This window comes from Nocardiopsis sp. Huas11, from assembly GCF_003634495.1.
In the GTDB taxonomy this organism is placed as follows: Bacteria; Actinomycetota; Actinomycetes; order Streptosporangiales; family Streptosporangiaceae; genus Nocardiopsis.
In genome coordinates this window covers 4764936-4785543 of sequence record NZ_RBKY01000001.1, presented here as the reverse complement: position 1 = coordinate 4785543, position 20608 = coordinate 4764936, and the positions used below count along the sequence as shown (strand labels likewise).

The window sequence follows — 20608 nt, the reverse complement described above, 5'->3', positions numbered from 1 at the left end:
GCGGGCCCGCGTCAGGAGCGGTGGCGCACCCACCACACCGCTGCGCCCAGCCCCAGCACGGCCATGCCGGTCATCCCCACCGGCAGCGGCAGGCTGCACGCCAGGACCACGCACCCGACCAGGCCGACGACCGGCACGAGCAGCGGCGGCCGGGTCTCCTCCGGCCCCAGGCGCAGCGCGGAGGCGTTGGTGATGGCGTAGTAGACCAGCACCCCGAACGCGGAGAAGGCGATCGCGCCGCGCAGGTCGAAGAGCAGGACCAGCGCCAGGACCACCGCGCCGACCAGGAGCTCCGCCCGGTGGGGGACCCCGTGGCGCTCGTGCAGGACCGCCAGGGACCGGGGCAGGTGGCCGTCAGCGGCCATCGCGGCCGTGGTGCGCGAGACGCCCAGCACGAGGGAGAGCAGCGCGCCCAGGCTGGCCACGGCCGCGCCCGCCACCATGACCGGGACCAGGGCCGGGTATCCGGCGACCAGGACCGCGTCGACCATCGGCGCGGTGCTGGTGGAGAGCCGGTCGCGGCCCAGCACGATGAGCAGGCCGGTGCCGACCACCATGTACAGGGCCAGGACGCCGCCCAGGGCCAGCACGATGGCGCGCGGGATGGTGGTCGCGGGGTCGCGGACCTCACCGCCCAGGGTGGCGATACGGGCGTACCCGGCGAAGGCGAAGAAGATCATCCCGGCCGAGCCGAGCAGGCCGAAGGAGCCCGGCCAGGGCCCGAGCCCCTCCACCTGCGCGACCAGGGCCAGTCGGCCGCTGAGCACCATGGCCGCGATCGCGACCGCCAGTGCCGCCAGCACCAGGACCAGGAGGATCTTGACCACGAGCGTGGAGCGGCGCACCCCCCGGTAGTTCAGCGCGGTGATCGCCACGACCGCGGCGGCCGCCACCGGGCGCTCCCATCCGGGCACCGCGTAGGCGGCGAAGGTCAGCGCCATCGCGGCGCAGGAGGCGACCTTGCCGACGACGAAGGACCAGCCCGCCAGGTAGCCCCACAGCTCCCCCAGCCGCTCGGTGCCGTAGACGTAGGTGCCCCCGGACTGGGGGTGGCGGGCGGCGAGCCGGGCCGAGGAGACCGCGTTGCAGTAGGCGACGATCCCGGCGATGAGGATGGCCACCGGGAGCCAGGCGCCCGCGCCGATCACGGCGGGAGCGAAGACCGAGAACACGCCCGCGCCCAGCATGGCGCCGGCGCCGATGGCGACCGCGTCGACGGTACCGAGGACCCGGGCGGGTCCGGCCTGGGGTGACGAGGTGGTCAACGGCTCTCCTTGCGTGAGTACGCCCGGCTCGCGCCGGGTGGCAACGCGCGCTGGCCCGGAACCCCTCCGGCAGAAGCACAGCGGTACCTCGGACGCGGCGGCCGTCTCCTCCCGAAGAGCTCCCTTCCCTTCTCCGGCCGCCCTGCACTGGTGCCGACACAGCGGCGGTCCCGGCTCCGCGGGAGCCGGGACGCGCGTCCCGCCGTCGGGGCGGGAGCCGTGTCCGACTTCCGAGTGTGCCCGATGCCGGTGACCACCGGGCCCAAACGACCCGAGGGGCGGATGGCCACTTTCGGTCTGCCCGGTGACGCGTCGCACACAGGTGCGGCCCCCGGCCGAAGCCGGGGGCCGCGGTGCCGGCGCGCTGGGTCGCGCCGACCGGTGGCGGCTCAGGTGGGACGCCAGGGCGTGCCGGTGTTGTCGTTGATGTCCTCGGCCGCGACCTGACGGAGCTGGCGCGAGAGGTCGGACAGGGCGCGCGAGACGGCGAGCTCCTCCCCGATCTCCGGTACGTCGAGGTCGGCGGGGTGCTTGCGGGACATTCCGTGGCCGCGGAGCGCCGTGCCGTCGTCGGCGATCAGGCCGACTTCGGCCCAGGTCCGCGCGGTGTCGCCCTCGGTCTCCTCGGCGACGACGACATCGACGTCCCAGCGCTTCATGGTCTGCATGGCTTGTGTCCCCTCCGTGTCCGCGCCCGTGCGGCCGGGCGTGTGTTCGATGTGCGCGTCCGGCCCCGGGTAGACCAGGGCGTCGTGCCCGCCGACCGGGTCCAGCCAGTGCACCTGGTACGGCGGGGCCCCGCCGTCGCCCTGGACCCTGGTGACGACGCCCGTCCGGCGGTGGGTGTCGGCACGCGGGCTCTCGACGACGAGCCGGTCTCCTACCTCTGCTCGCATGTGCTCCCCCACGAGATGGTCGGTTACCTCCATCTTCCGCACCCGGGCGCCCCGGGTGCGGGTCCTTGGAGACTTCGTATCCGGCAGGTGGCGAGGTTTTTGCCTGGCCGGAGCGGGGACGGCGCCCTGGTAGCGTCACGGCGTGGCCCAGCACTACTTCGACTCCTCTCCCGACGCCGCCAGCCGGCCCTCCACGGCCGACCTGGTCCTGCCCGATCTGCACCTGCGGTTGCACACCGACCGCGGCGTGTTCTCGCCCGACAAGGTCGACCTGGGCACGCGCGTGCTGTTGGAGACCGTGCCGGCGCCCCCGGAGCAGGGGCGCCTGCTGGACCTGGGCTGCGGCTACGGGCCCATCGCGCTGACGATGGCCTCCCGCGCGCCGCGGGCGCGGGTGCTGGGCGTGGACGTCAACTCCCGGGCCGTGGGCCTGGCGCGGCGCAACGCGGACGAGTACGGGCTCGCGCACGCCGCCTTCGCGGTCATCACGCCCGAGGGCGAGCCGACCGCCGAGCCGGAGGGGACCGCGCCCGCCGCCGAGGAGCTGCGGGGGCCCTTCGACGCGATCTGGTCCAATCCGCCCATCCGGGTCGGCAAGGACGTGCTGCACTCGATGCTGCGCACGTGGCTGGGCCGGCTCACCCCGGAGGGGACGGCGCACCTGGTGGTCCAGCGCCACCTGGGCGCCGACTCGCTCCAGAAGTGGCTGGACGCGCAGGGCCTGCCGGCCGAGCGCGTGGCCTCTCGGGCGGGATTCCGCGTCCTGGCGGTGCGCCGCGGGGCGTGATCCGCGCCCGCCCGCCCGCCACCCGCTCAGGCCCGCGACGGTGTGTCCGGTCCCCGCGTGCGAGGTGCGCGGTCGGGCAGTATCCTGTTGCGAACACCGACCCCGGGGCCGCCCGGGGCTGAACCCGCTGAGGAACACACCGCAGTTGAGCACGCAGTTGCGTCCCACCGACGTCAAACGCCTGAACCGCCAGTGGCGCAGGCGCACCGAGGGGCGTCTGGCCCTTCTGGTGGAGTCCGTCACCCAGCCGTACAACCTGGGTTCGATCCTGCGTACCTGCGCGACCTTCGGCGTCGACCGGCTCTGGCTCACCGGCAACAGCGCCGACCCCGACGACCCCAAGGTCGGCAAGACCGCGCTGGGCACCGGCGCGAAGGTGTCGCACACCCGGATCTCCTCGACCGCCGACGCGCTCTCCGCCGCGCGCGGCGAGGGCTTCAAGGTCGTCGCGGTGGAACTGGCCTCCGGCGCGGTGCCGCTGCACGCCGCCCCGCTGGAGCCGGACGTGTGCCTGGCCGTGGGCGCCGAGGACCACGGCTGCTCCCCCGCCCTGCTGTCCGGCGCCGACGCGGTGACCTACATCCCGCAGATCGGCCGGGTCGGATCGCTGAACGTGGCCGTGGCCACCGCGATCGCGCTCGCCGAGGCCCGCCGGCGCGAGTGGGCGACCTTCGACGCGGAGGCCGACGCGCCCGTCGGGCGCTGAGCGGGAACTTTTCGCCCGCCTTTCAACGTCTTTCCTGACAACTGGACCACTTCGGTCACACCAACAACGCGCACCATGCGCAGAGAGAGGAACAGTGGACCCGTCCCGAAGTACCAACAGCATCCCGCAGGGATGCTGTGACCCAGACTCCGACGAGCCCCCTTCTCCCAGGGGCGCGCGCCTGATCGACGCTCCCGCCGCTAGGCGGGCCGAGGCGGTGCGTGCCCGATGAGCACCGTCCTCAGTATCGCCTTCGGGGCACTGGTGGTCCTCGTGATCACCGCGGCGACGGGTTACTTCGTCGCCCAGGAATTCGGCTACATGGCCGTGGACCGTTCGCGTCTGCGGGCCAGGGCCGCGGCCGGGGACGCGGGGGCCGTTCGGACCCTGCGGATCACCGACCGCACGTCGTTCATGCTCTCCGGCGCCCAGTTGGGCATCACGGTGACCGGTCTTCTGGTCGGTTACGTGGCCGAGCCGATGATCGGCCGGGGTGTCGGCGAGCTCCTCGGCGGTGTGGGGGTCCCCACCGGAACCGGGGTGGCCCTCGGAACCGTCCTGGCGCTGCTGTTCTCGACCATCGTGCAGATGGTCTTCGGTGAGCTCTTCCCCAAGAACCTGGCGATCGCGCGCCCCGAGCGGGTGGCCCGCGCCCTGGCGCTGTCGACGGGGATCTACCTGCGGATCTTCGGCCCGGTCATCTGGCTGTTCGACCAGGCGGCGATCCTGCTGCTCAAGGCGATGCGGATCGAACCGGTGGAGGACGTCCAGCACGCGGCCACGCCGCGCGACCTGGAGAGCATCATCGCCGAGTCCCGCGAGAGCGGCGACCTTCCGGCGGAGCTGTCCACCCTGTTGGACCGCACCCTGGACTTCCACGACCGCACCGCCGGGCACGCGATGATCCCGCGTCCCGAGGTGACCACGGTGGAGGAGGGCGACCCGGTGAGCCGGGTCGTGGAACTGATGGCTTCGGACCACTCCCGCTTCCCGGTCCTGGGCGACGGCGTGGACGACATCGTGGGCGTGATCTGCCTGCGTGACGTGCTGGCCCTGGGCGACCGCGACCTGTCCGGCGTCCTGGTCAGCGAGGTGGCGCGGGCGACCGTCATGGTCCCGGCGTCGCTGCCGCTGCCGGCCCTGCTGCGGCAGCTGCGCGAGGCGGGCGAGGAGTTCGCCTGCGTGGTGGACGAGTACGGCGGCCTGGCCGGGGTCGTCACGACCGAGGACCTGGCCGAGGAGCTGGTCGGTGAGATCGCCGACGAGCACACCCTGGACGAGGACTCACCGTCCCACCTGGACGGCGAGGGCACGTACCTGGTCCCGGGCGGGCTGCACATCGACGAGGTGGAGCGCCTGATCGGCCACGACCTGCCCTCGGGCGACTACGAGACGCTGGGCGGGCTGGTCATCCACGAACTGCACCGGCTGCCCGAGCCGGGCGACCGGGTCGAACTCGACCTGCACCGTCCGGCCAGCGCCCACGACGAGGACCCGGACATGGCGTTGACCCTGGTGGTCAACACGGTCCAGCGGCACGTGCCGCACACGGTCGAGCTGCGACTGCGTGAGCGCGCCGAGGACGAGTCCCGGGAGGTGCGGGCATGAGTGACATGAACGTGTGGCTGGCGCTCGGAGTGACCGCGGGCATCATCCTGCTGAGCGCGTTCTTCGTGGCCATCGAGTTCGCCCTGGTGGCGGCGCGCCGCTACCGGCTGGAGGCGGCCGCGGAGACGAGCGCGTCGGCGCGCGCCGCGCTGCGCAGCGCGCGCGACCTGTCGCTGCTGTTGGCGGGTTCGCAGCTCGGCATCACGCTGTGCACGCTGGCGCTGGGCGCGATCTCCAAGCCGGCGGTGCACCACCTGCTGGAACCGCTGTTCCACGGGCTGCCGCACGCGGTGGCCTCGGTGGTCTCGTTCGTGCTGGCCCTGGTGGTCGTCACGTTCCTGCACCTGGTGGTGGGTGAGATGGCGCCCAAGTCGTGGGCGATCTCGCACCCGGAGAAGTCCGCGACGCTGCTGGCGATCCCGATGCGGGCGTTCATGTGGCTCACCCGGCCGGTGCTGGTCATGCTCAACGGCATGGCGAACTGGTCGCTGCACCGCGTGGGCGTGGAGGCCGTGGACGAGGTCTCGGCCGGGCACAGCCCGGACGACGTGCGCGAGCTGGTGGAGCACTCGGCCAAGGCGGGCGCGCTGGACTCCGAGCGCCGTAACCAGCTGGCCACCGCGTTGGAGGTGAACTCGCGTCCGCTGGACGAGATCATCACCCCGCGCGAGGACATCGCCTCGGTCGGGCCCGAGGACGGGCTGGAGGAGATCAAGCGGGTCTCCCGCGAGTCCACGCACCTGCGGCTGGTGGTGATGGACGGGGGCGAGCCGGTGGGCGTGCTGCACGTACGCGAGGCGTTGACGAGTCCGGCGGGCACGACCGCCGCCGACCTGATGCGTCCGGTGCTCACCCTGCCCGCGGACACGCCGATGTACGCGGCGATGGGGATCATGCGGGACAGCCGCAGCCACCTTTCGCTGGTGGAGGACGACGGTCTGATGGGCCTGGTCACGCTCCAGGACATCCTGGACCAGCTCCTGCTCCTGGAGACCGCCGCCTAGACGGGACGGTACGGAACACGGCGGACGGCCGCCCCGGGCACTGTGCCCGGGGCGGCCGTCCTACACTGCGGCCATGCGCAGCGTGTTCGTCTTCCCCTCGCGTGGGCGGGCCGAGACGGCCGAGGCCCTGGACCGGCACCTGACCGGCGGGCAGGGGTCCTGGGTCGTGGTGCGGCCCGACGACCACGTCGACCTCTACGTCGACATCGACGACGCCGGGAGCGGCCTCTTCTGCGACTGGGAGCCCGACGCCGTCGCTGCCCTGGAGGCGCGGCTCGGGCACTGCCCCGCCTGGGCGGTGCGGATCGACCTCTCCCGGCGGATCGACGGCGTCGAGGAGGTGGGCCGGCTCCTCGCGCTGCTGCTCGACTCCGCGGGCGTGGCGGTCGACGACCACTCCGACCACCTCTGGAGCCTGCGGGAGATCGAGTCCGGGGCCGTCGTCGACGGCCTGCGGTTCCTCCGGGGACCGGGAGGCTGAGAACGCGAAGGGCCGCCCCGGGCACTGTGCCCGGGGCGGCCCTTCAGGGGTTGGGGACTGTTGTCGGTTGAGTGTGCATGAGTGTCCTTGCCCATGCATGAGTGGTCATCGACCCGCCTCGGTTGCGAACTCGCGGTCGTGCTCGTGCGTGTTCCCGGAGCGCCGGGCCTGGACGGGGACGCCGTCCTCGATATTCCGTGTTCGCCGGACACGACCCCGCCCGCGCTGCTAGCTTTCCGATCGAACACACGTACCAGGCCAGGTTCGGGAGGTGGGGCTCGTGGCCGAGCGCGAGACGACACGGTTGCGGTCCATTGAGGCCCCTTCCCTGGTCCCGGGCCCGGCCGGGGTGGCGGTGTGTGACCGGCTCACACACCTCACACCGGCCGATGAGCACGTCCTGCGTGTGGCGGGTGCCCATCTGGGGTCGCTGGCTTCTGGTGACCTGGCGACCCGGTGCCGTGACGGGCGTGACCATGACGCCGATACCTGGGCGGCGCGTAAACGGGAGTTGACCGCGAGGTCGTCGTCGCGGTGGGCGGGGTCGATCACCAAGGCCACCCACGACCAGTGGGCGCTGGCCCGCCGCAGCCAGGCCGCTCACCTGCACAAGCTCCAAGCGGGCATCCGGATGCTGGAGCACCGGCTCTCCCTCCCCCTGGGGGAGAAGGGCACCAAACGCGCCCCGGGCGGGTACCGCACCCGGCGTGAGTGGCACGCCAAGTCCCGCCGCCTGGCCTGCCTCAAAGACCGTCTGGCCCAGGTGCGCCAGGACTGGGAAGCCGGGATCGTGCATGTGGTGCGGGGCGGTAAGCGGCTGCTCAACGCGCGTCACCACCTGGAGCAGGCGCAGCTCACCGAAGCCGACTGGCGCAACCGGTGGGAGGCCGGGCGGTTCTTCCTCCAGGCCGATGGGGAGTCCGGTAAGCGGTACGGCAACGAGACCATCCGCCTCACCCCGGACGGGCGGGTGTCGATCCGGCTCCCGGCTCCGCTGGAGTATCTGGCGAACGCCCCGCACGGCCGGTACGTGCTCTCCTGCCGGGTGGCGTTCGCGCATCGCGGTGCCGAGTGGGCCGACCGTGTCGAAGCGAATCGGGCGGTGGCCTACCGGATCCACCTCGATGTGGAGCGGGGCCGGTGGTACATCACTGCTTCCTGGACCCGGCCCAAGGCGCGGGCCCTGCCGTTGGCGGCGGCCTGCGCGCAGGGGGTGGTGGGTGTGGATATGAACGCCGACCATCTGGCCGCCTACCGGCTCGACCCGCACGGCAACCCGGTCGGGGACCCTGAGCGGTTCTCCTTCGACTTGACCGGTCGTGCTGCGCACCGTGACGCCCGGGTCCGGCATGCGTTGACCCGGCTGCTGCACTGGACCCGGCGCGCCGGCGTACAGGCGATCGCGATCGAGGACCTGGACTTCGCCACCGGCAAGACCCGGGAGAAGCACGGCCGCAGGAAGCGCTTCCGGCAGTTGATCTCCGCCATGCCCACCGCCAAGCTGCGCGCCCGGATCGTGTCGATGGCCGCCGAATTCGGGCTGGCGGTCGTGGCCGTCGATCCGGCCTATACCTCGATGTGGGGCGCCCGGCACTGGGCCGAGCCTTTGACCAGCAGTAAGCGTACGATGACTCGCCATGACGCCGCTGCGGTGGCCATTGGCAGGCGCGCCCTGGGGCACCCGATTCGGCGTCGGACCCCGCCGCCCCGTACCCACCGGAGCGATGGGTACGGGCCTCGGATCGTTCAGACCGAACCCGGTGCTGTGGGGTGTGGGGGACCCCGCCGCCCTGCCACGGAACGCGCACACGATGCGCGTGCCCGGGCAGGGGAGGAGAGAACGCGGGGAACCAGCGCGTCCAGCACCGTTCGGGACGCGCGCAGTGACAGCAGATGGGCCCAGGACCCACTCCTGCACACTGAATAGGAACGGTACGTCAGGCGGTCTTCACCGAGAGGTTGACCTCGATGTTGCCGCGGGTGGCGCGGGAGTAGGGGCACACCTGGTGGGCGGCGTTCACCAGCTCCTCGGCCTTGGCCTGGTCCTGGCCGGCGATGGTGACGTCCAGGTCGACGACGAGGGTGAGGCCGTCCTCGGCCTTGCCCAGGGAGACCTTGGAGTCGATCGTGGAGCCGTCGATGTTGGTCTTGGACTCGCGGGCGACCTTCTTCAGGGCGCCGTGGAAGCAGGCGGCGTAGCCGACGGCGAAGAGCTGCTCGGGGTTGGTGCCGGGGCCGTCGTCGCCGCCCAGGCCCTTGGGCACGGAGAGGTCGACGGACAGGCGGCCGTCGTCGGTCTTGCCGGATCCGGCGCGGCCCTCTCCGGTGACGCTGGCGTTGGCGGTGTACAGGATGTCGACGGACATGTGTTCCTTTCGTGGCCCGCTCAGGGGCCGTCGCGTGGTGCGGCTGGTCGGTCGTTGCGGCGGGCCGAGCGCCTCAGCCGGTGTGTCGGCGCCCGGCCGACTCCACCGCGCGGGTGATCTCGTCCAGGGCGTGGCGGAGTTCCCCCGCCCTGCCCGGGGACAGGCCCACGGTGCACAGGAGCCGGTCGGGGATGTCCTGGGCGCGGGCGCTGAGAGCGTTTCCGGTCTCGGTCGCGCTCACCCGGACGACGCGTTCGTCGTCGGAGTCGCGCTCACGGGTCAGGAGTCCCGCCTGCTCCATCCGGCGCAGCAGGGGCGAGAGCGTCCCCGAGTCCAGGTGCAGGGCGTGGCTGAGGTCCTTGACGGTGAGGCCGTCGCGCTCCCAGAGCACGAGCATGACCAGGTACTGCGGATAGGTCAGGCCCAGGTCGTGCAGCAGATCCCGGTAGAGGCCGGTCAGGGCGCGCGAGGCCGCGTAGAGGGAGAAGCACAGCTGGTGGTCCAGTGCGAGGGGATCGCCCTCGTCGGTGTCGGCCACGCTGCCCCTCCCCGCGTCGTCGGTTCGACCCTCGAACACGCCTGACGCTACCAGCATTGGTTGTCCACAACAAGGTTGGACACAATATTTATCGGTGCGGGTCCCCGCGCCCGAGGACGCGGGGCCGCACGGGCTCAGAGGAAGCGCACGCCCTGGGCGAGGGGGAGCTCGCCGCCGTAGTTGACGGTGTTGGTGGCCCGGCGCATGTAGGACTTCCACGAGTCGGAACCGGACTCGCGGCCGCCGCCGGTGTCCTTCTCACCGCCGAACGCGCCGCCGATCTCCGCCCCGGAGGTGCCGATGTTGACGTTGACGATCCCGCAGTCCGAGCCGGCCGCGGACAGGAACCGCTCCGCCTCGGCCTGGTCCTGGGTGAAGATGGACGACGACAGTCCCTGGGGCACGCCGTTGTGCAGCTCCACGGCCTCCTCGAAGGTGCGGTAGGACAGCACGTACAGGATCGGCGCGAAGGTCTCCTCCCGCACGATCTCGGTCTGGGCCGGCATCCGGACGACGGCGGGCTCGACGTAGTAGGCGTCCTCGGCCTCGTCCTCCAGGCGCCGCCCGCCGCCGACCAGGACCTCGCCGCCGTCGGCCTCGGCGCGCGAGAGCGCCTCGCGCATGGCGGTGTACCCGACCTCGGAGACCAGCGGCCCCACGAGCGTGTCGTCGTCGAAGGGGTTCCCCACACGGTCGCGCAGCTGCTTGTAGGCGTCCACGATCTTGTCCGTGACCTCCTCGACCACGTCCTCGTGCACGATCATCCGGCGCAGCGTCGTGCAGCGCTGGCCCGCCGTCCCCGCGGCGGAGAACACGCTGCCGCGCACGACCAGGTCCAGGTCCGCGGTGGGTCCGACGACCGCCGCGTTGTTGCCGCCCAGCTCCAGCAGGCAGCGCCCCAGGCGCGCGGAGACCTTCGGGGCCACGGCCTTGCCCATCGCCACCGATCCGGTGGCCGAGAGCAGGGCCACGCGCTCGTCCTCGACCAGCGCCTCGCCCACCTCGCGCCCGCCCAGGACCACGTGGTGGACGTCGGCGGGCGCGCCGACGTCGGAGGCGGCGCGCATGAGCAGGCCGTGGCAGGCCAGAGCGGTGAGCGGGGTCGTCTCCGAGGGCTTCCACACCACGGTGTCGCCGCACACCAGCGCCACACAGGTGTTCCAGGACCACACGGCGACGGGGAAGTTGAAGGCGGTGATGACGCCGACCACGCCCAGCGGGTGCCAGGTCTCCATGAGCCGGTGCCCGGGACGCTCGGAGGGCATCGTGCGCCCGTAGAGCTGCCGGGACAGGCCCACGGCGAAGTCACAGATGTCGATCATCTCCTGGACCTCGCCCAGGGCCTCGGAGTGGATCTTGCCGGCCTCCACGGTCACCAGCGCCGCCAGGTCCTCCTTGTGCTCGCGCAGCAGCTCGCCGAGCCGGTGGACGAGCCGGCCTCGCACGGGGGCGGGGGTGTCGCGCCAGGCCGTGGTGAAGGTGTCGCGGGCGGCGGTGACGGCCCTTCCGGCGGAGGCGGGGGTGTCGAACTCGACGGGGAAGAGGATCTGCCCGGTCAGGGGTGTGCGCGCCGCGCCGGCCGCGCCGACGGGTTCGCGCAGGCGCTCGACTCCGCACCGGGCCAGAGCGGTGCGCGCGCGCTCGACGAGGTCCCGGGTGTCGGGGAGGGCAGCGGTGTCCATGAGTATCTCTCTCCGTTGAGAGGGGCAGCGGTCACTACACACCCTGCCAAGTCCACCGCCCCCGGTCCAGCCCCAGTGTCAGGTTCGGCGACTCGCCCGACTCCCCCTGCCGCGGCGGACTTTCCGGAACGTTAGACTCACCGGGCCCCCAGGGGCTCATCCGTTCCCGACACAGAGTCTGCGACCCAGTGCACCACCACCCCACTCCCGAAGAGGAACGCGTCGGACTCCCGGAGCCGCGGCGGATCCTGGCCCGTTCCGGTTTCGGCGCGGCCGAGCCGCTGTTCGCCGCCGACCTGCGCGCGTGCCAGGACCTGCCCGAGGCGTGGGGGACGGTCTCCTCCCACGCCTCCCGTCTGTGGACGGAGGCCGCGCGCACCGAGCCGGGGAGCCCCGACGACCGTCCCCTGTACTGGGCGCGGCTGGTCCTGGCGGCGCGGTTGCGGGCCTGGCGCCCGGGCTTCGAGCTCTCCGACCGCGAGCGCGGGGAGCTGCTGCACCTGCTGGAGACGTCCTCGCGCGGCATCACCGATCTGGACTTCCCACCGGGCGACCGGTGGATCCGGGTGGTCGTGACCGGGTTCGACCCCTTCCACTTGGACGAGGACCTCGCATGCTCCAACCCCTCGGGCACGGCCGCGCTGGACCTCAACGGCTGGACCTTCGCGGTGGGCGAGCGCACCGCGGTCGTGCGCACCGCGGTGTTCCCGGTGCGCTGGGCCGACTTCGACGCGGGACTGGTGGAGGAGGCCCTGGCGGGCCAGTACGAGCGGGTCGACGCGGTGATCACCCTGAGCCGGGGGCGCCCCGGGCGCTTCGACCTGGAGGTATGGAACGGCTCCTGGCGCGGCGGCGGCACCGACAACCTGGGCGCGGCCCGGACGGGACGGGTTCCCGTGCGCGAGCCCGACGCCCCCGGGTGGACCCGGTCCTCGCTGCCGCTGGAGCGGGTGGTGGAGCGGGCACGGGGACGGTTCCCGGTCGTGGCCAACACCGAGGTGACCGAGGTGCCCGCGGGCGGCGGCGACCCGGTCGTGCGCGCCGACGGCCCCTCCCCCGGCTCCGCGGCGCGGTGCGGGGGCGGCGGGGACTACCTGTCCAACGAGATCGCCTACCGCAACACGCTGTTGAGCGAGCGGGCGGCCCGCGACGTCCCGGCCGGGCACGTCCACGTGCCCAGAACACTCCGCCCGGAGGAACACGCCGACACCCTGGCCCAGATCCGGGAGATCGTGGCGGCGACGGTCGGCTGAGGCCGGAGCCGGCCGAACGGCGCCCGGGTGCGCGTGCGCCGACGCACGTGCCCGGGTCCAGGTCCTGCCCTGCGGACCCCTGCGGGCCCGCGACCGCGAGATCGGCCGCGGGCCCGTGGGACGCGCGCCAGAGCGCTAGTACCCCGTGTAGGAATCCTCCTGCATGAGACTCCACATCCCCGCGCCGCCGTAGATCAGGAACATGATGATGGCCAGGACGACGCCCACGCCGAAGAGCACGTAGGAGATGGTCGTGCAGATCCTGGACGCCTGGGGACTGCTCTCGTAGGTCACGGCGGCGATGACGCCCAGGACCAGGCCGATGACCGACAGGACCGTGCACCCGCACAGGCCCACGACGTTGGCCACGATCGCGCCGATGGCCGCGCCGATGCTCGCGGGGGGCTCACCGCCGCCGGGCGGGCCGTAGGGCGGCGGGGGCCCGCCAGGGCCTCCCGGGGGAGTCTGGCCGTAGCCGCCGTAGCCTCCCGGAGGCGTGGGGCCGTAGCCGCCGGGACCTCCGGACGAAGGAGGCACGTAACCGCCGGTGCCTCCGGGGGGCGGTCCGTATCTTCCCGTCCCACCGGTCGGGGGTTGGCCGGGTCCAGGGCCGGGACCGTAGCTCATGAGTACCTTTCCACCTCGCGGATTCCACACGCACAGCGCGAACTACGATGCCGGACGCGGCCGATCGGTTCCCCTTCTTCAACAGATTGACCAAATTGTCACCTTTGGCGCACAAGTCATCGCGCTCCGTGATGTGACTTGGGCTCCGGCTCCGATAGTGTCCCCCTCGTGGTTGACACCTCACTGCGACGAAAAATCACCGCCTGCGCCGCCATGGGACTGCTCCTGGTGCCCGGCTGCCACGCCGAGGACCATGCGCTGCCCTTCGCCGAGGCGATCGGCACACCTGTGGAGGAGGTCCCCGGCGTGGAGGCCGGCTCCGGATCGGTGGTGGCCGACCACAGCGTGGTCGGCTACCGGTATCCGCGACTGGGCGGGGCCCATCCGCTCTCGACGGAGATCCGCACCGCGATGGCCGAGCGGCAGACCGCCTTCCTGGAGGACCTGCCCGAACGCGGCACGCCCGAGCTGAACCAGGACACCACGATCCTGGCGATATCGGACGAGGTCGTGGGCGCCCGCGTCACCTCCGTCACCAAGAGCGGCCTGCGCGAGACCCGGGAGTCCTCGACGCTCTGGTACGCCGCCGAGGATGAGCGGGTCCTGCCCTGGACCGCCCTGTTCCGCGACGAGGCGGCCCTGGAACAGGCGCACCTGCTCATCGCCGGCGTGCTGACGGAGGGCTACAACCTGCCCCCCGAGCAGCTGCCCGGCCTCCTGGGCGAGGTCGCCGCACGGGCCGAAGCCGAGGCCGGCACCGACTCCGACCCGGCCGAGGGCGGGACGGTGTCGGAGCCGGAGGCCTCTGCCTCGCCCGGGGCCTCCGCCTCGCCGGAAACTCCGGTCGAGCCCGAGGGGACCGAGCCCCTGGATCTGGGCGATCCCGAGCAGGCCTGGGCGGCCGCCGAGCAGTGGCATGGCTCGCCGCTGGCCGACGTGGCCTTCAGTACCTCGGGCGGGCTGGTCGGGCGCATGGACCCCGACGAGGTGCCGGGGGCGGGCCGCGAGAGCGAGGTCCTGCTCCCCGTGGAGGCCGAGGACGCCGAGGAACTGCTGTCCGACCTGGGCTACCAGGCCCGCGACGCGGCCCTGGCCGGCACCGACGACGTGCCGCCGCTGGGCGAGGGGCTCAGCGCCGAGGGCAGCGACCTGAACTGCCAAGAGCTCAAGTGCGTGGCCCTGACCTTCGACGACGGCCCCGGCGAGCACACCGAGGAGCTGCTCGACATGCTCCAGGAGTACGACGCCAGGGCGACCTTCTACGTGCTCGGGTCGCTGGTCGAGGAGTTCCCGGAGGTGCTGGAGCGCACGGCCGCCGAGGGGCACGAGATCGGCAACCACAGCTGGAAGCACGACGACCTGTCCGGGATGTCCGGCGGCGGGGTGGCCAAGGACCTCGAACGCACCAACCGGGCGGTCGAGGAGGTCATCGGCTCGGAGCCGCTCACCCTGCGTCCGCCCTACGGCGCGCTGAACGGCACGGTGCGCCAGTCCGCCGACATGCCCATCATCCTGTGGGACGTGGACACCCTGGACTGGGAGAGCCGCGACACCGCGGCGATCACCGACCACGCGCTCACCCACTCGGTACCCGGCAGCGTCGTGCTCTTCCACGACATCCACCCGACGTCGGTCCAGGCGATCCCTGGGGTGCTGGAGGGCCTGCACCGGCAGGGGTACCACTTCGTCACCGTCACCGACATCTTCCACGGAGAGCTGGAAGCGGGTGACGTCTACACCGACGCCCAGCCGCACTGAGGACCGAGCGAGCGACCCACGGTCTTTACCCATTCCCGGGCGCCGCAAAAGCGCTGATCGTCACTTTTTACCTTTGACGAGCGATTTTGTTGCCAAATGCGGATACATTCGATGCGTGAACGAGACTCTCTCTCCTCAGCGCATCATCATCCGGTCCGCGGTCGCGCTCGGGACCGCCCTCGGCGCCTGTGCCGCTCTGGCCTCTCCCGCCGCCGCGGCGGTCGCGCCGGCCGCCACCGACCACGTCGGCTCGGCCGTCGTCGGCGGGCTCAGCGGGAACCCGCGGGACTGCGCCCAGCTCAAGTGCGTGGCCCTGACCTTCGACGACGGCCCCGGCGAGTACACCGACGAGGTGCTGGACGACCTGGCCGTCTACGACGCCCAGGCTACCTTCTACGTCCTCGGATCCAAGGTCGGGGGCAACACCGACATCCTCCAGCGGATGACGCGGGAGGGCCACCAGGTCGGCAACCACTCCTGGGACCACGCCGACCTGGCCACCCTGTCGGCCGATGAGGTCGACGAGGACATGGACCGCACCAACGAGGCCATCCGCGAGGCGACCGGCACCGAGCCCACGACCATGCGGCCGCCCTACGGGTCGTTGGACGACACCGCGCGCTCGGCCATCGACCAGGCCGTGATCCTGTGGGACGTGGACACGCTGGACTGGGAGAGCCGCGACGCCGACGCGGTCACCGAGGTGACCATGGACGAGACCGGGCCGGGCAGCGTGGTGCTCTTCCACGACATCCACGAGTCCACCGCCGAGGCGGTCCCCTCCGTCCTCAAGCGCCTGCACCGGCAGGGATACCACTTCGTGACGGTCGACGAGCTGTTCCAGGACACCCTGGAGCCGGGCGACGTCTACACCGACGCCCGGCTCTAGACCCGAGCCCGGCTTCAGAGCATCCTGCGCAGCAGGCGCTCCTTGAGGTCGGTGATCGGCGCGTAGGCCACGCGCATGGTGTCCAGGCGCAGCGACTTGTCGAGCACCGACTTGGTGTGCGAGAAGGTGTCGATCGAGGCGGCGGAGTGGTAGGCGCCCATCCCGCTCTCCCCGACCCCGCCGAAGGGCAGGTCCGGGACGGCCAGGTGGGCGATGGGCAGGCCGAAGGCCAGGCCGCCCGAGGAGGTCTCCGTGGTCAGGCGGCGCTTGGTCTCCTCGGACTCGGTGAAGGCGTACAGGGCCAGCGGCTTGTCGCGCTCGTTGACGAACGCGATGGCCGCGTCCAGGTCGGGGACGCGGATGACCGGCAGGATCGGGCCGAAGATCTCCTCGGCCATCACCGGCGCGTCGGGCGAGACCCCGCCCAGCACCGTCGGGGCGATGTAGAGGTCGTCCCGGTCGTGGTCTCCGCCGGCCACGACCGTGCCGGAGTCCAGCAGGGCGGTGAGCCGGTCGAAGTGGCGCTCGTTGACGATGCGGCCGTAGTCGGCGCTGCGGGCCGGATCCTGGCCGAACATCTCGGTGATGGCCGCGGCGAGTTCTCGCTCCAGGGCCGGGGCGCTGTCGCCCACGGCGAGCACGTAGTCTGGGGCCACACAGGTCTGTCCGGCGTTGGTGAACTTGCCCCAGGCCAGGCGCCGGGCGGTGGTGGCCGGGTCGGCTCCGGGCTCCACGATGGCCGGGCTCTTGCCGCCCAGTTCCAGGGTCACCGGGGTCAGGTGCTTGACCGCGGCGCCCATGACGATGCGGGCCACGGCGCCGTTGCCGGTGTAGAAGATGTGGTCGAACCGCTGCTCCAGCAGGGCGGTGCTCTCGGGCACTCCGCCCTCCACCACCGCGATCGCCTCCGTGTCGAGGTAGCGCGGGACCAGGTCGGCCAGGGCCGCGGAGGTGGCCGGGGCCAGCTCGCTGGGCTTGACCAGTGCGGCGTTGCCGGCCGCCAGGGCGCCGACCAGCGGCGCCAGGGCCAGGTTCACCGGATAGTTCCACGGGGCGATGATCAGCACGGTGCCCAGCGGCTCGCGCACGCGGCGGGCCTTGGCGGGGGCCAGGGCCATGGGCACCGAGACGCGCTGGGGCCGCAGCCACGACGCCAGGTGCTTCAGGGTGTGGTCGATCTCGTTGACGACGAACCCGATCTCGGTGGTGTGCGCCTCCACCGGGCTCTTGCCGAGGTCGGCCTTGAGCGCCTTCTCCAGGGTGGCGCGCTCCTCGGTGAGCAGCCTGCGCAGCGCGCGCAGCTGGGCGCGCCGCCAGGCGAGGGGCTTGGTGCGGCCGTCGGAGAACGCGGAGCGCAGCCGGGCGACGGTCGCCACGATGTCGGCGTCGGTGACGACGTCGGCGGGCGGAGCGATGTCGACGCTGGTGACGGCCTCGGCGGGCGGGGCGCTCTCGGCCGGCGCCGCGATGTCGATGCGCGCCGCCATGTCGGCGGGCGGCGGATTGCCGGCGCCGGTCACGGACCCGGCGGGGGCGGCCGTGTCGTCGGGCGGGGTGTGGGATCCACTGGTGGGCTCGGTGTTCGACATGGGCCGATACTAAACGAAAGCGTTTCGTTTCGATAGGGAGCCTCGCATAGGATTCCGGGCATGACCACGGACCATCTGCCCGGCGCGTCCGGCGCCCCCACCCGGGGACGACCGAGGGACGCCGCCCGGGACCGCGCGCTGATGGACGCCACCCTCGCCGAACTCCAGTCGCGCGGCTACAGCGGCCTGACCACGGCCGCCGTCGCCAAACGCGCCGGAGTCTCGACCGCCACCCTGTACCGCCGCTGGCGCTCCAAGGAGGACCTGGTGGTGGGGGCCGCCCAGGCGTGGGCCGAGGACCTGGGGCCCGACGTGGACCACGGCGGCCTGCGGGAGGACCTGGGGGCACTGCTGCACGACAAGGCCGACGCCCTGGAAGGCGCCTCCGGCCGCCTGCTGAGGGCCGTGCTGGGCGAGGCGGCGCACAACCGGGCCCTGGCCGACGTACTCTTCGAGGCCTTCGTCCTGCCCCTGCAGAACCGGGTCGCGGCGCTACTGGACCGCGCCGCCGCGCGCGGCGAGATCGCCCCGGTGGAGGACCCCCTGGTCGTCGGCGAGATGGTCATCGGTCCGATGGTCAGCCACACGTTCCTCATCCCGCCCACGCCCGGCGCCAGTCCGGGCACGGACATGGCCGACCGCCTGCTCCCCTACCTCCTGCGCGCCCTGGGCGCCCCCGCCGACTGACCCCGGCCGCGGCCGGCCCGCGCCCCGGATCAGGGAAACGACCTGTCCTCGCCCGGGGCCCCGCTGCCCCCGTTGTGGGCGGTGTCGGGGCGCTGTACGTTCGCCTGGCCCACCAGCGAACGGGCGCGTTCCCCCGCGCGCCCGAAGGAAAGGTGATCGCCGTGGCACCACGCTCACACCGGCTCGGGGCGGTCACCGCCCTCGGGCTCGGCCTCCTCCTGTGCACATCGACGGTCTCGGCCGCTCCGGTCCCCGCCGACCTCCTGCCCGTCCCCGTCCCCGACGTCGAGGGTCCGCTGCCGAGCGCCTCGCCCGGCGACCCGGCCGCCGACGACATCGCCGACACCGCCACGTTCTTCGCGACCGACGCCGACCTGGACGCCTACGGCTACGTCGAGGAGGAGTTCGTGCTCTCGGGCACCGCTCGCCGGTACGCCGGCGCGGACGTGGCCTCCGAGCACCCCTACCGGACACGGGTGGTCGTGCGACGGCCCGCCCGCGAGCGCGACTCGAACGAGACCGCGCTGGTCGAGTGGCAGAACGTCACCGCGGGCAATGACCTCGACGCGCTGTGGATGTCCAGCGCCGACCACCTCATGCGCTCCGGCTACACGTGGGTCGGGGTCTCGGCCCAGAACGTGGGCGTGTCCCACCTGGCGGGGTGGAGCCCGGCGCGCTACGGCGACCTGGACGTCACCGACGGGGGCACCGTGGGCGGCGACGCGCTGTCCTACGACGTGTTCGCCCAGGCCGGGCGGGCGCTGCGGGAGCCGGACGGCGGCACCCTGGCACCCGGCCTGGAGTACGACGAGGTCCTGGCGATCGGGGCGTCGCAGTCGGCGTCCCGGATGACGGTGTACTACGACCAGGTCCTGCCCCTGACCGAACCTGTCTTCGACGGGTACGGGTTCATGGTGGGCCCGGCCCCCTCGGGCGAGCGCCCCGAACCGGTCTTCCAGGTCCTGTCCGAGACCGACGTCGCCGGGTCGGTGCCCAGGGAGGACACCGACACCCTGCGGGTGTGGGAGGTGGCCGGCGCGGCCCACTCGGGCTGGGCGGGACGCGCCGCGCGGGCGGAGATCGAGGAGCGCGACCTGGGCGGCCAGACGGAGTTCGCCTGCGCCGAGCCGCCGTTCAGCCGGGTGCCGCTGCAGCACCCGCTCAACGCCTCCTACGACCACCTGCGGGAGTGGGCCGATGACGGCACCGCTCCCCCGGCCGCCGACCCGATCGAGCGGACCGCCGCGGGCGAGATCCTGCGGGACGCGGACGGGCACGCGCTGGGCGGTATCCGGCTGTCCCAGGTGGAGGTGCCCACGGCCCTGAACACGGGCACCAACCGCGCGGCCGACGCCGACAGCACCTTCTGCTACCTCTTCGGCTCCCATCGGCCCTACGACGAGGAGGAGCTGGCCGAGCGCTACCCGAGGCGCGGCTCCTACGTGTCCTCAGTCGTGCGCACGGACGTCCAGAACGTGCGCTCGGGCTACCTCACGCGCGCCGACGCCCGGGAGAACCGGCACGAGGCCGTGCGGTCGGGCGTGGGCCGCTAGGCCGTGTTCTTCTGCGGGCTTTCGGTGAGCCGGAATGCCGCAAAGAACACGGCCTAGGGGTGGCCGCGCGGGGGACCACGCCACTGGAAGTGGTCCCCCGCACCGGCTTTCCCGCTGACGCGTCGGGGTCAGCCCGCGAGCAGCAGCGGCAAGAGGTAGATGATCGAGAAGGCCTCGTAGACCGCGCCGATGATGAGGAGCGCCAGCGCGGGCAGGCCCAGCCAACCGACCTGTCGCAGCCCCTGGACATAGCCCTGACGCCGGTTGCGGGCGCCGACCGTCCCGGGGCGCAGCCAGGCCTTCCCGAGCAGGTAGGCGCCGAGCATCACGAGGACGTAGGCCTGGAGTTCGATGAGGATCGTCAGGGAGTGCGGGATCATCCCCACCCCGAGGCCCTCCTCGACCGGGGCGAGGGTCACGCCGACGATGAATGCTTGGTACGCGAAAAAGGCCAGGCCGGCGAAGGGCACGATCATCGAGGGCAGCACAATGGTCAGCAGGCAGACCCTGAGCACGTTGACCGCGAGGATGACCATGGTGAACAGCCAGACGTTCTCCAGCAGCGCCGTCACCAGATCCGCTGTCCCGTCCTCCTCCAGGGAGGCGACCCGTGCGGCGTTCAGCTCGGGGAAGAGCAGCCCGGCCCCCATACCGATCAGCAACAGGCCGTAGACGACCGCGTTCAACACGAGGTAGACGCGCACGTTGCCACGAATGATCTGGAAGGGTCTGCGAAGGTTGCTCACGTGTCTTGCTCCATGATCGGGTCGACTGCCGATGAGCCCCCTCACCGCGGCGACACCCCGGTCCACCGCACGATCACGCGGCGCGCAGCCGTGCGGTCAGCGGTGAGCAAGGTGCGACGCGTGTCGCGTGCGGCTCACCACCACTCAAAGCCGTGACCTCGGGGCAGGGTCAA

General features: G+C 72.3%; 19 protein-coding genes. 11 read left to right on the top strand and 8 right to left on the bottom strand.

Annotation, left to right across the window (positions count from 1 at the left end; translation table 11 throughout):
* Window positions 1–11 precede the first annotated feature (11 nt).
* Both DFP74_RS21530 and DFP74_RS21525 read right to left on the bottom strand, forming a co-directional pair.
* On the bottom strand, window positions 12–1265 hold the full coding sequence (locus DFP74_RS21530; protein ID WP_121184145.1) for an APC family permease: 1254 nt from the start codon (window positions 1263–1265) through the stop codon (window positions 12–14).
* A 389-nt stretch (window positions 1266–1654) separates the two neighbouring features.
* Window positions 1655–2161: a dsRBD fold-containing protein gene (locus tag DFP74_RS21525; RefSeq protein WP_121184143.1), complete on the bottom strand. Its 507-nt coding sequence runs from the start codon at window positions 2159–2161 to the stop codon at window positions 1655–1657.
* A 142-nt stretch (window positions 2162–2303) separates the two neighbouring features.
* Here DFP74_RS21525 and DFP74_RS21520 point away from each other — a divergent pair, with 142 nt between their 5' ends.
* The 6 genes from DFP74_RS21520 (at window position 2304) to DFP74_RS21495 (ending at window position 8674) form a co-directional block, all read left to right on the top strand.
* Window positions 2304–2948: a class I SAM-dependent methyltransferase gene (locus tag DFP74_RS21520; protein WP_121184141.1), complete on the top strand. Its 645-nt coding sequence runs from the start codon at window positions 2304–2306 to the stop codon at window positions 2946–2948.
* A gap of 145 nt (window positions 2949–3093) precedes the next feature.
* Window positions 3094–3654, top strand: a complete 561-nt coding sequence (locus tag DFP74_RS21515; RefSeq protein WP_199725737.1) for a TrmH family RNA methyltransferase — start codon at window positions 3094–3096, stop codon at window positions 3652–3654.
* 228 nt (window positions 3655–3882) lie between these two features.
* Window positions 3883–5262, top strand: a complete 1380-nt coding sequence (locus tag DFP74_RS21510; protein WP_121184139.1) for a hemolysin family protein — start codon at window positions 3883–3885, stop codon at window positions 5260–5262.
* Window positions 5259–6266, top strand: coding sequence for a hemolysin family protein (locus tag DFP74_RS21505; protein ID WP_121184137.1), 1008 nt, complete (start codon window positions 5259–5261; stop codon window positions 6264–6266). Before DFP74_RS21510 ends, DFP74_RS21505 begins: the two co-directional genes overlap by 4 nt.
* A gap of 73 nt (window positions 6267–6339) precedes the next feature.
* Window positions 6340–6747, top strand: a complete 408-nt coding sequence (locus tag DFP74_RS21500; protein ID WP_121184135.1) for a hypothetical protein — start codon at window positions 6340–6342, stop codon at window positions 6745–6747.
* 511 nt (window positions 6748–7258) lie between these two features.
* Window positions 7259–8674, top strand: a complete 1416-nt coding sequence (locus DFP74_RS21495) for an IS200/IS605 family accessory protein TnpB-related protein (protein WP_233571095.1) — start codon at window positions 7259–7261, stop codon at window positions 8672–8674.
* Window positions 8675–8684: 10 nt separating this feature from the next.
* On the opposite strand, the gene DFP74_RS21490 is transcribed toward DFP74_RS21495, so the two are convergent.
* From DFP74_RS21490 to DFP74_RS21480, 3 genes are all read right to left on the bottom strand, one after another.
* Window positions 8685–9113, bottom strand: a complete 429-nt coding sequence (locus tag DFP74_RS21490) for an organic hydroperoxide resistance protein (RefSeq protein WP_121184133.1) — start codon at window positions 9111–9113, stop codon at window positions 8685–8687.
* Between the two features lie 73 nt (window positions 9114–9186).
* Window positions 9187–9651, bottom strand: a complete 465-nt coding sequence (locus DFP74_RS21485; protein WP_121188415.1) for a MarR family winged helix-turn-helix transcriptional regulator — start codon at window positions 9649–9651, stop codon at window positions 9187–9189.
* Window positions 9652–9785: 134 nt separating this feature from the next.
* Window positions 9786–11333 carry an aldehyde dehydrogenase family protein gene (locus tag DFP74_RS21480; RefSeq protein ID WP_121184131.1) on the bottom strand — a complete coding sequence of 516 codons (1548 nt, stop codon included), beginning with the start codon at window positions 11331–11333 and terminating at the stop codon, window positions 9786–9788.
* A 188-nt stretch (window positions 11334–11521) separates the two neighbouring features.
* On the opposite strand from DFP74_RS21480, the gene DFP74_RS21475 reads away from it, so the two are divergent.
* Window positions 11522–12586: a pyroglutamyl peptidase gene (locus tag DFP74_RS21475; RefSeq protein ID WP_121184130.1), complete on the top strand. Its 1065-nt coding sequence runs from the start codon at window positions 11522–11524 to the stop codon at window positions 12584–12586.
* A 135-nt stretch (window positions 12587–12721) separates the two neighbouring features.
* On the opposite strand, the gene DFP74_RS21470 is transcribed toward DFP74_RS21475, so the two are convergent.
* Window positions 12722–13123 (bottom strand): hypothetical protein, encoded by a 402-nt coding sequence (locus tag DFP74_RS21470; RefSeq protein WP_233571094.1) that lies wholly within the window; start codon window positions 13121–13123, stop codon window positions 12722–12724.
* Window positions 13124–13426: 303 nt separating this feature from the next.
* On the opposite strand from DFP74_RS21470, the gene DFP74_RS21465 reads away from it, so the two are divergent.
* Both DFP74_RS21465 and DFP74_RS21460 read left to right on the top strand, forming a co-directional pair.
* Window positions 13427–14971: a polysaccharide deacetylase family protein gene (locus tag DFP74_RS21465; RefSeq protein ID WP_121184126.1), complete on the top strand. Its 1545-nt coding sequence runs from the start codon at window positions 13427–13429 to the stop codon at window positions 14969–14971.
* Window positions 14972–15086: 115 nt separating this feature from the next.
* Window positions 15087–15860 carry a polysaccharide deacetylase family protein gene (locus tag DFP74_RS21460; protein WP_233571092.1) on the top strand — a complete coding sequence of 258 codons (774 nt, stop codon included), beginning with the start codon at window positions 15087–15089 and terminating at the stop codon, window positions 15858–15860.
* A 14-nt stretch (window positions 15861–15874) separates the two neighbouring features.
* On the opposite strand, the gene DFP74_RS21455 is transcribed toward DFP74_RS21460, so the two are convergent.
* A complete protein-coding gene (locus tag DFP74_RS21455; RefSeq protein WP_121188414.1) occupies window positions 15875–17347 on the bottom strand; it encodes an aldehyde dehydrogenase family protein in 1473 nt (490 codons plus the stop codon).
* Between the two features lie 162 nt (window positions 17348–17509).
* Between DFP74_RS21455 and DFP74_RS21450 the strand changes: the two genes are divergently transcribed.
* Window positions 17510–18136, top strand: a complete 627-nt coding sequence (locus tag DFP74_RS21450) for a TetR/AcrR family transcriptional regulator (RefSeq protein ID WP_121184122.1) — start codon at window positions 17510–17512, stop codon at window positions 18134–18136.
* Between the two features lie 161 nt (window positions 18137–18297).
* Window positions 18298–19689, top strand: a complete 1392-nt coding sequence (locus tag DFP74_RS21445; RefSeq protein ID WP_233571090.1) for an alpha/beta hydrolase domain-containing protein — start codon at window positions 18298–18300, stop codon at window positions 19687–19689.
* Window positions 19690–19817: 128 nt separating this feature from the next.
* Here the strand turns inward: DFP74_RS21445 and DFP74_RS21440 are convergent, their stop codons facing one another.
* Window positions 19818–20435, bottom strand: coding sequence for a stage II sporulation protein M (locus DFP74_RS21440; RefSeq protein WP_121184120.1), 618 nt, complete (start codon window positions 20433–20435; stop codon window positions 19818–19820).
* Window positions 20436–20608: the final 173 nt, after the last annotated feature.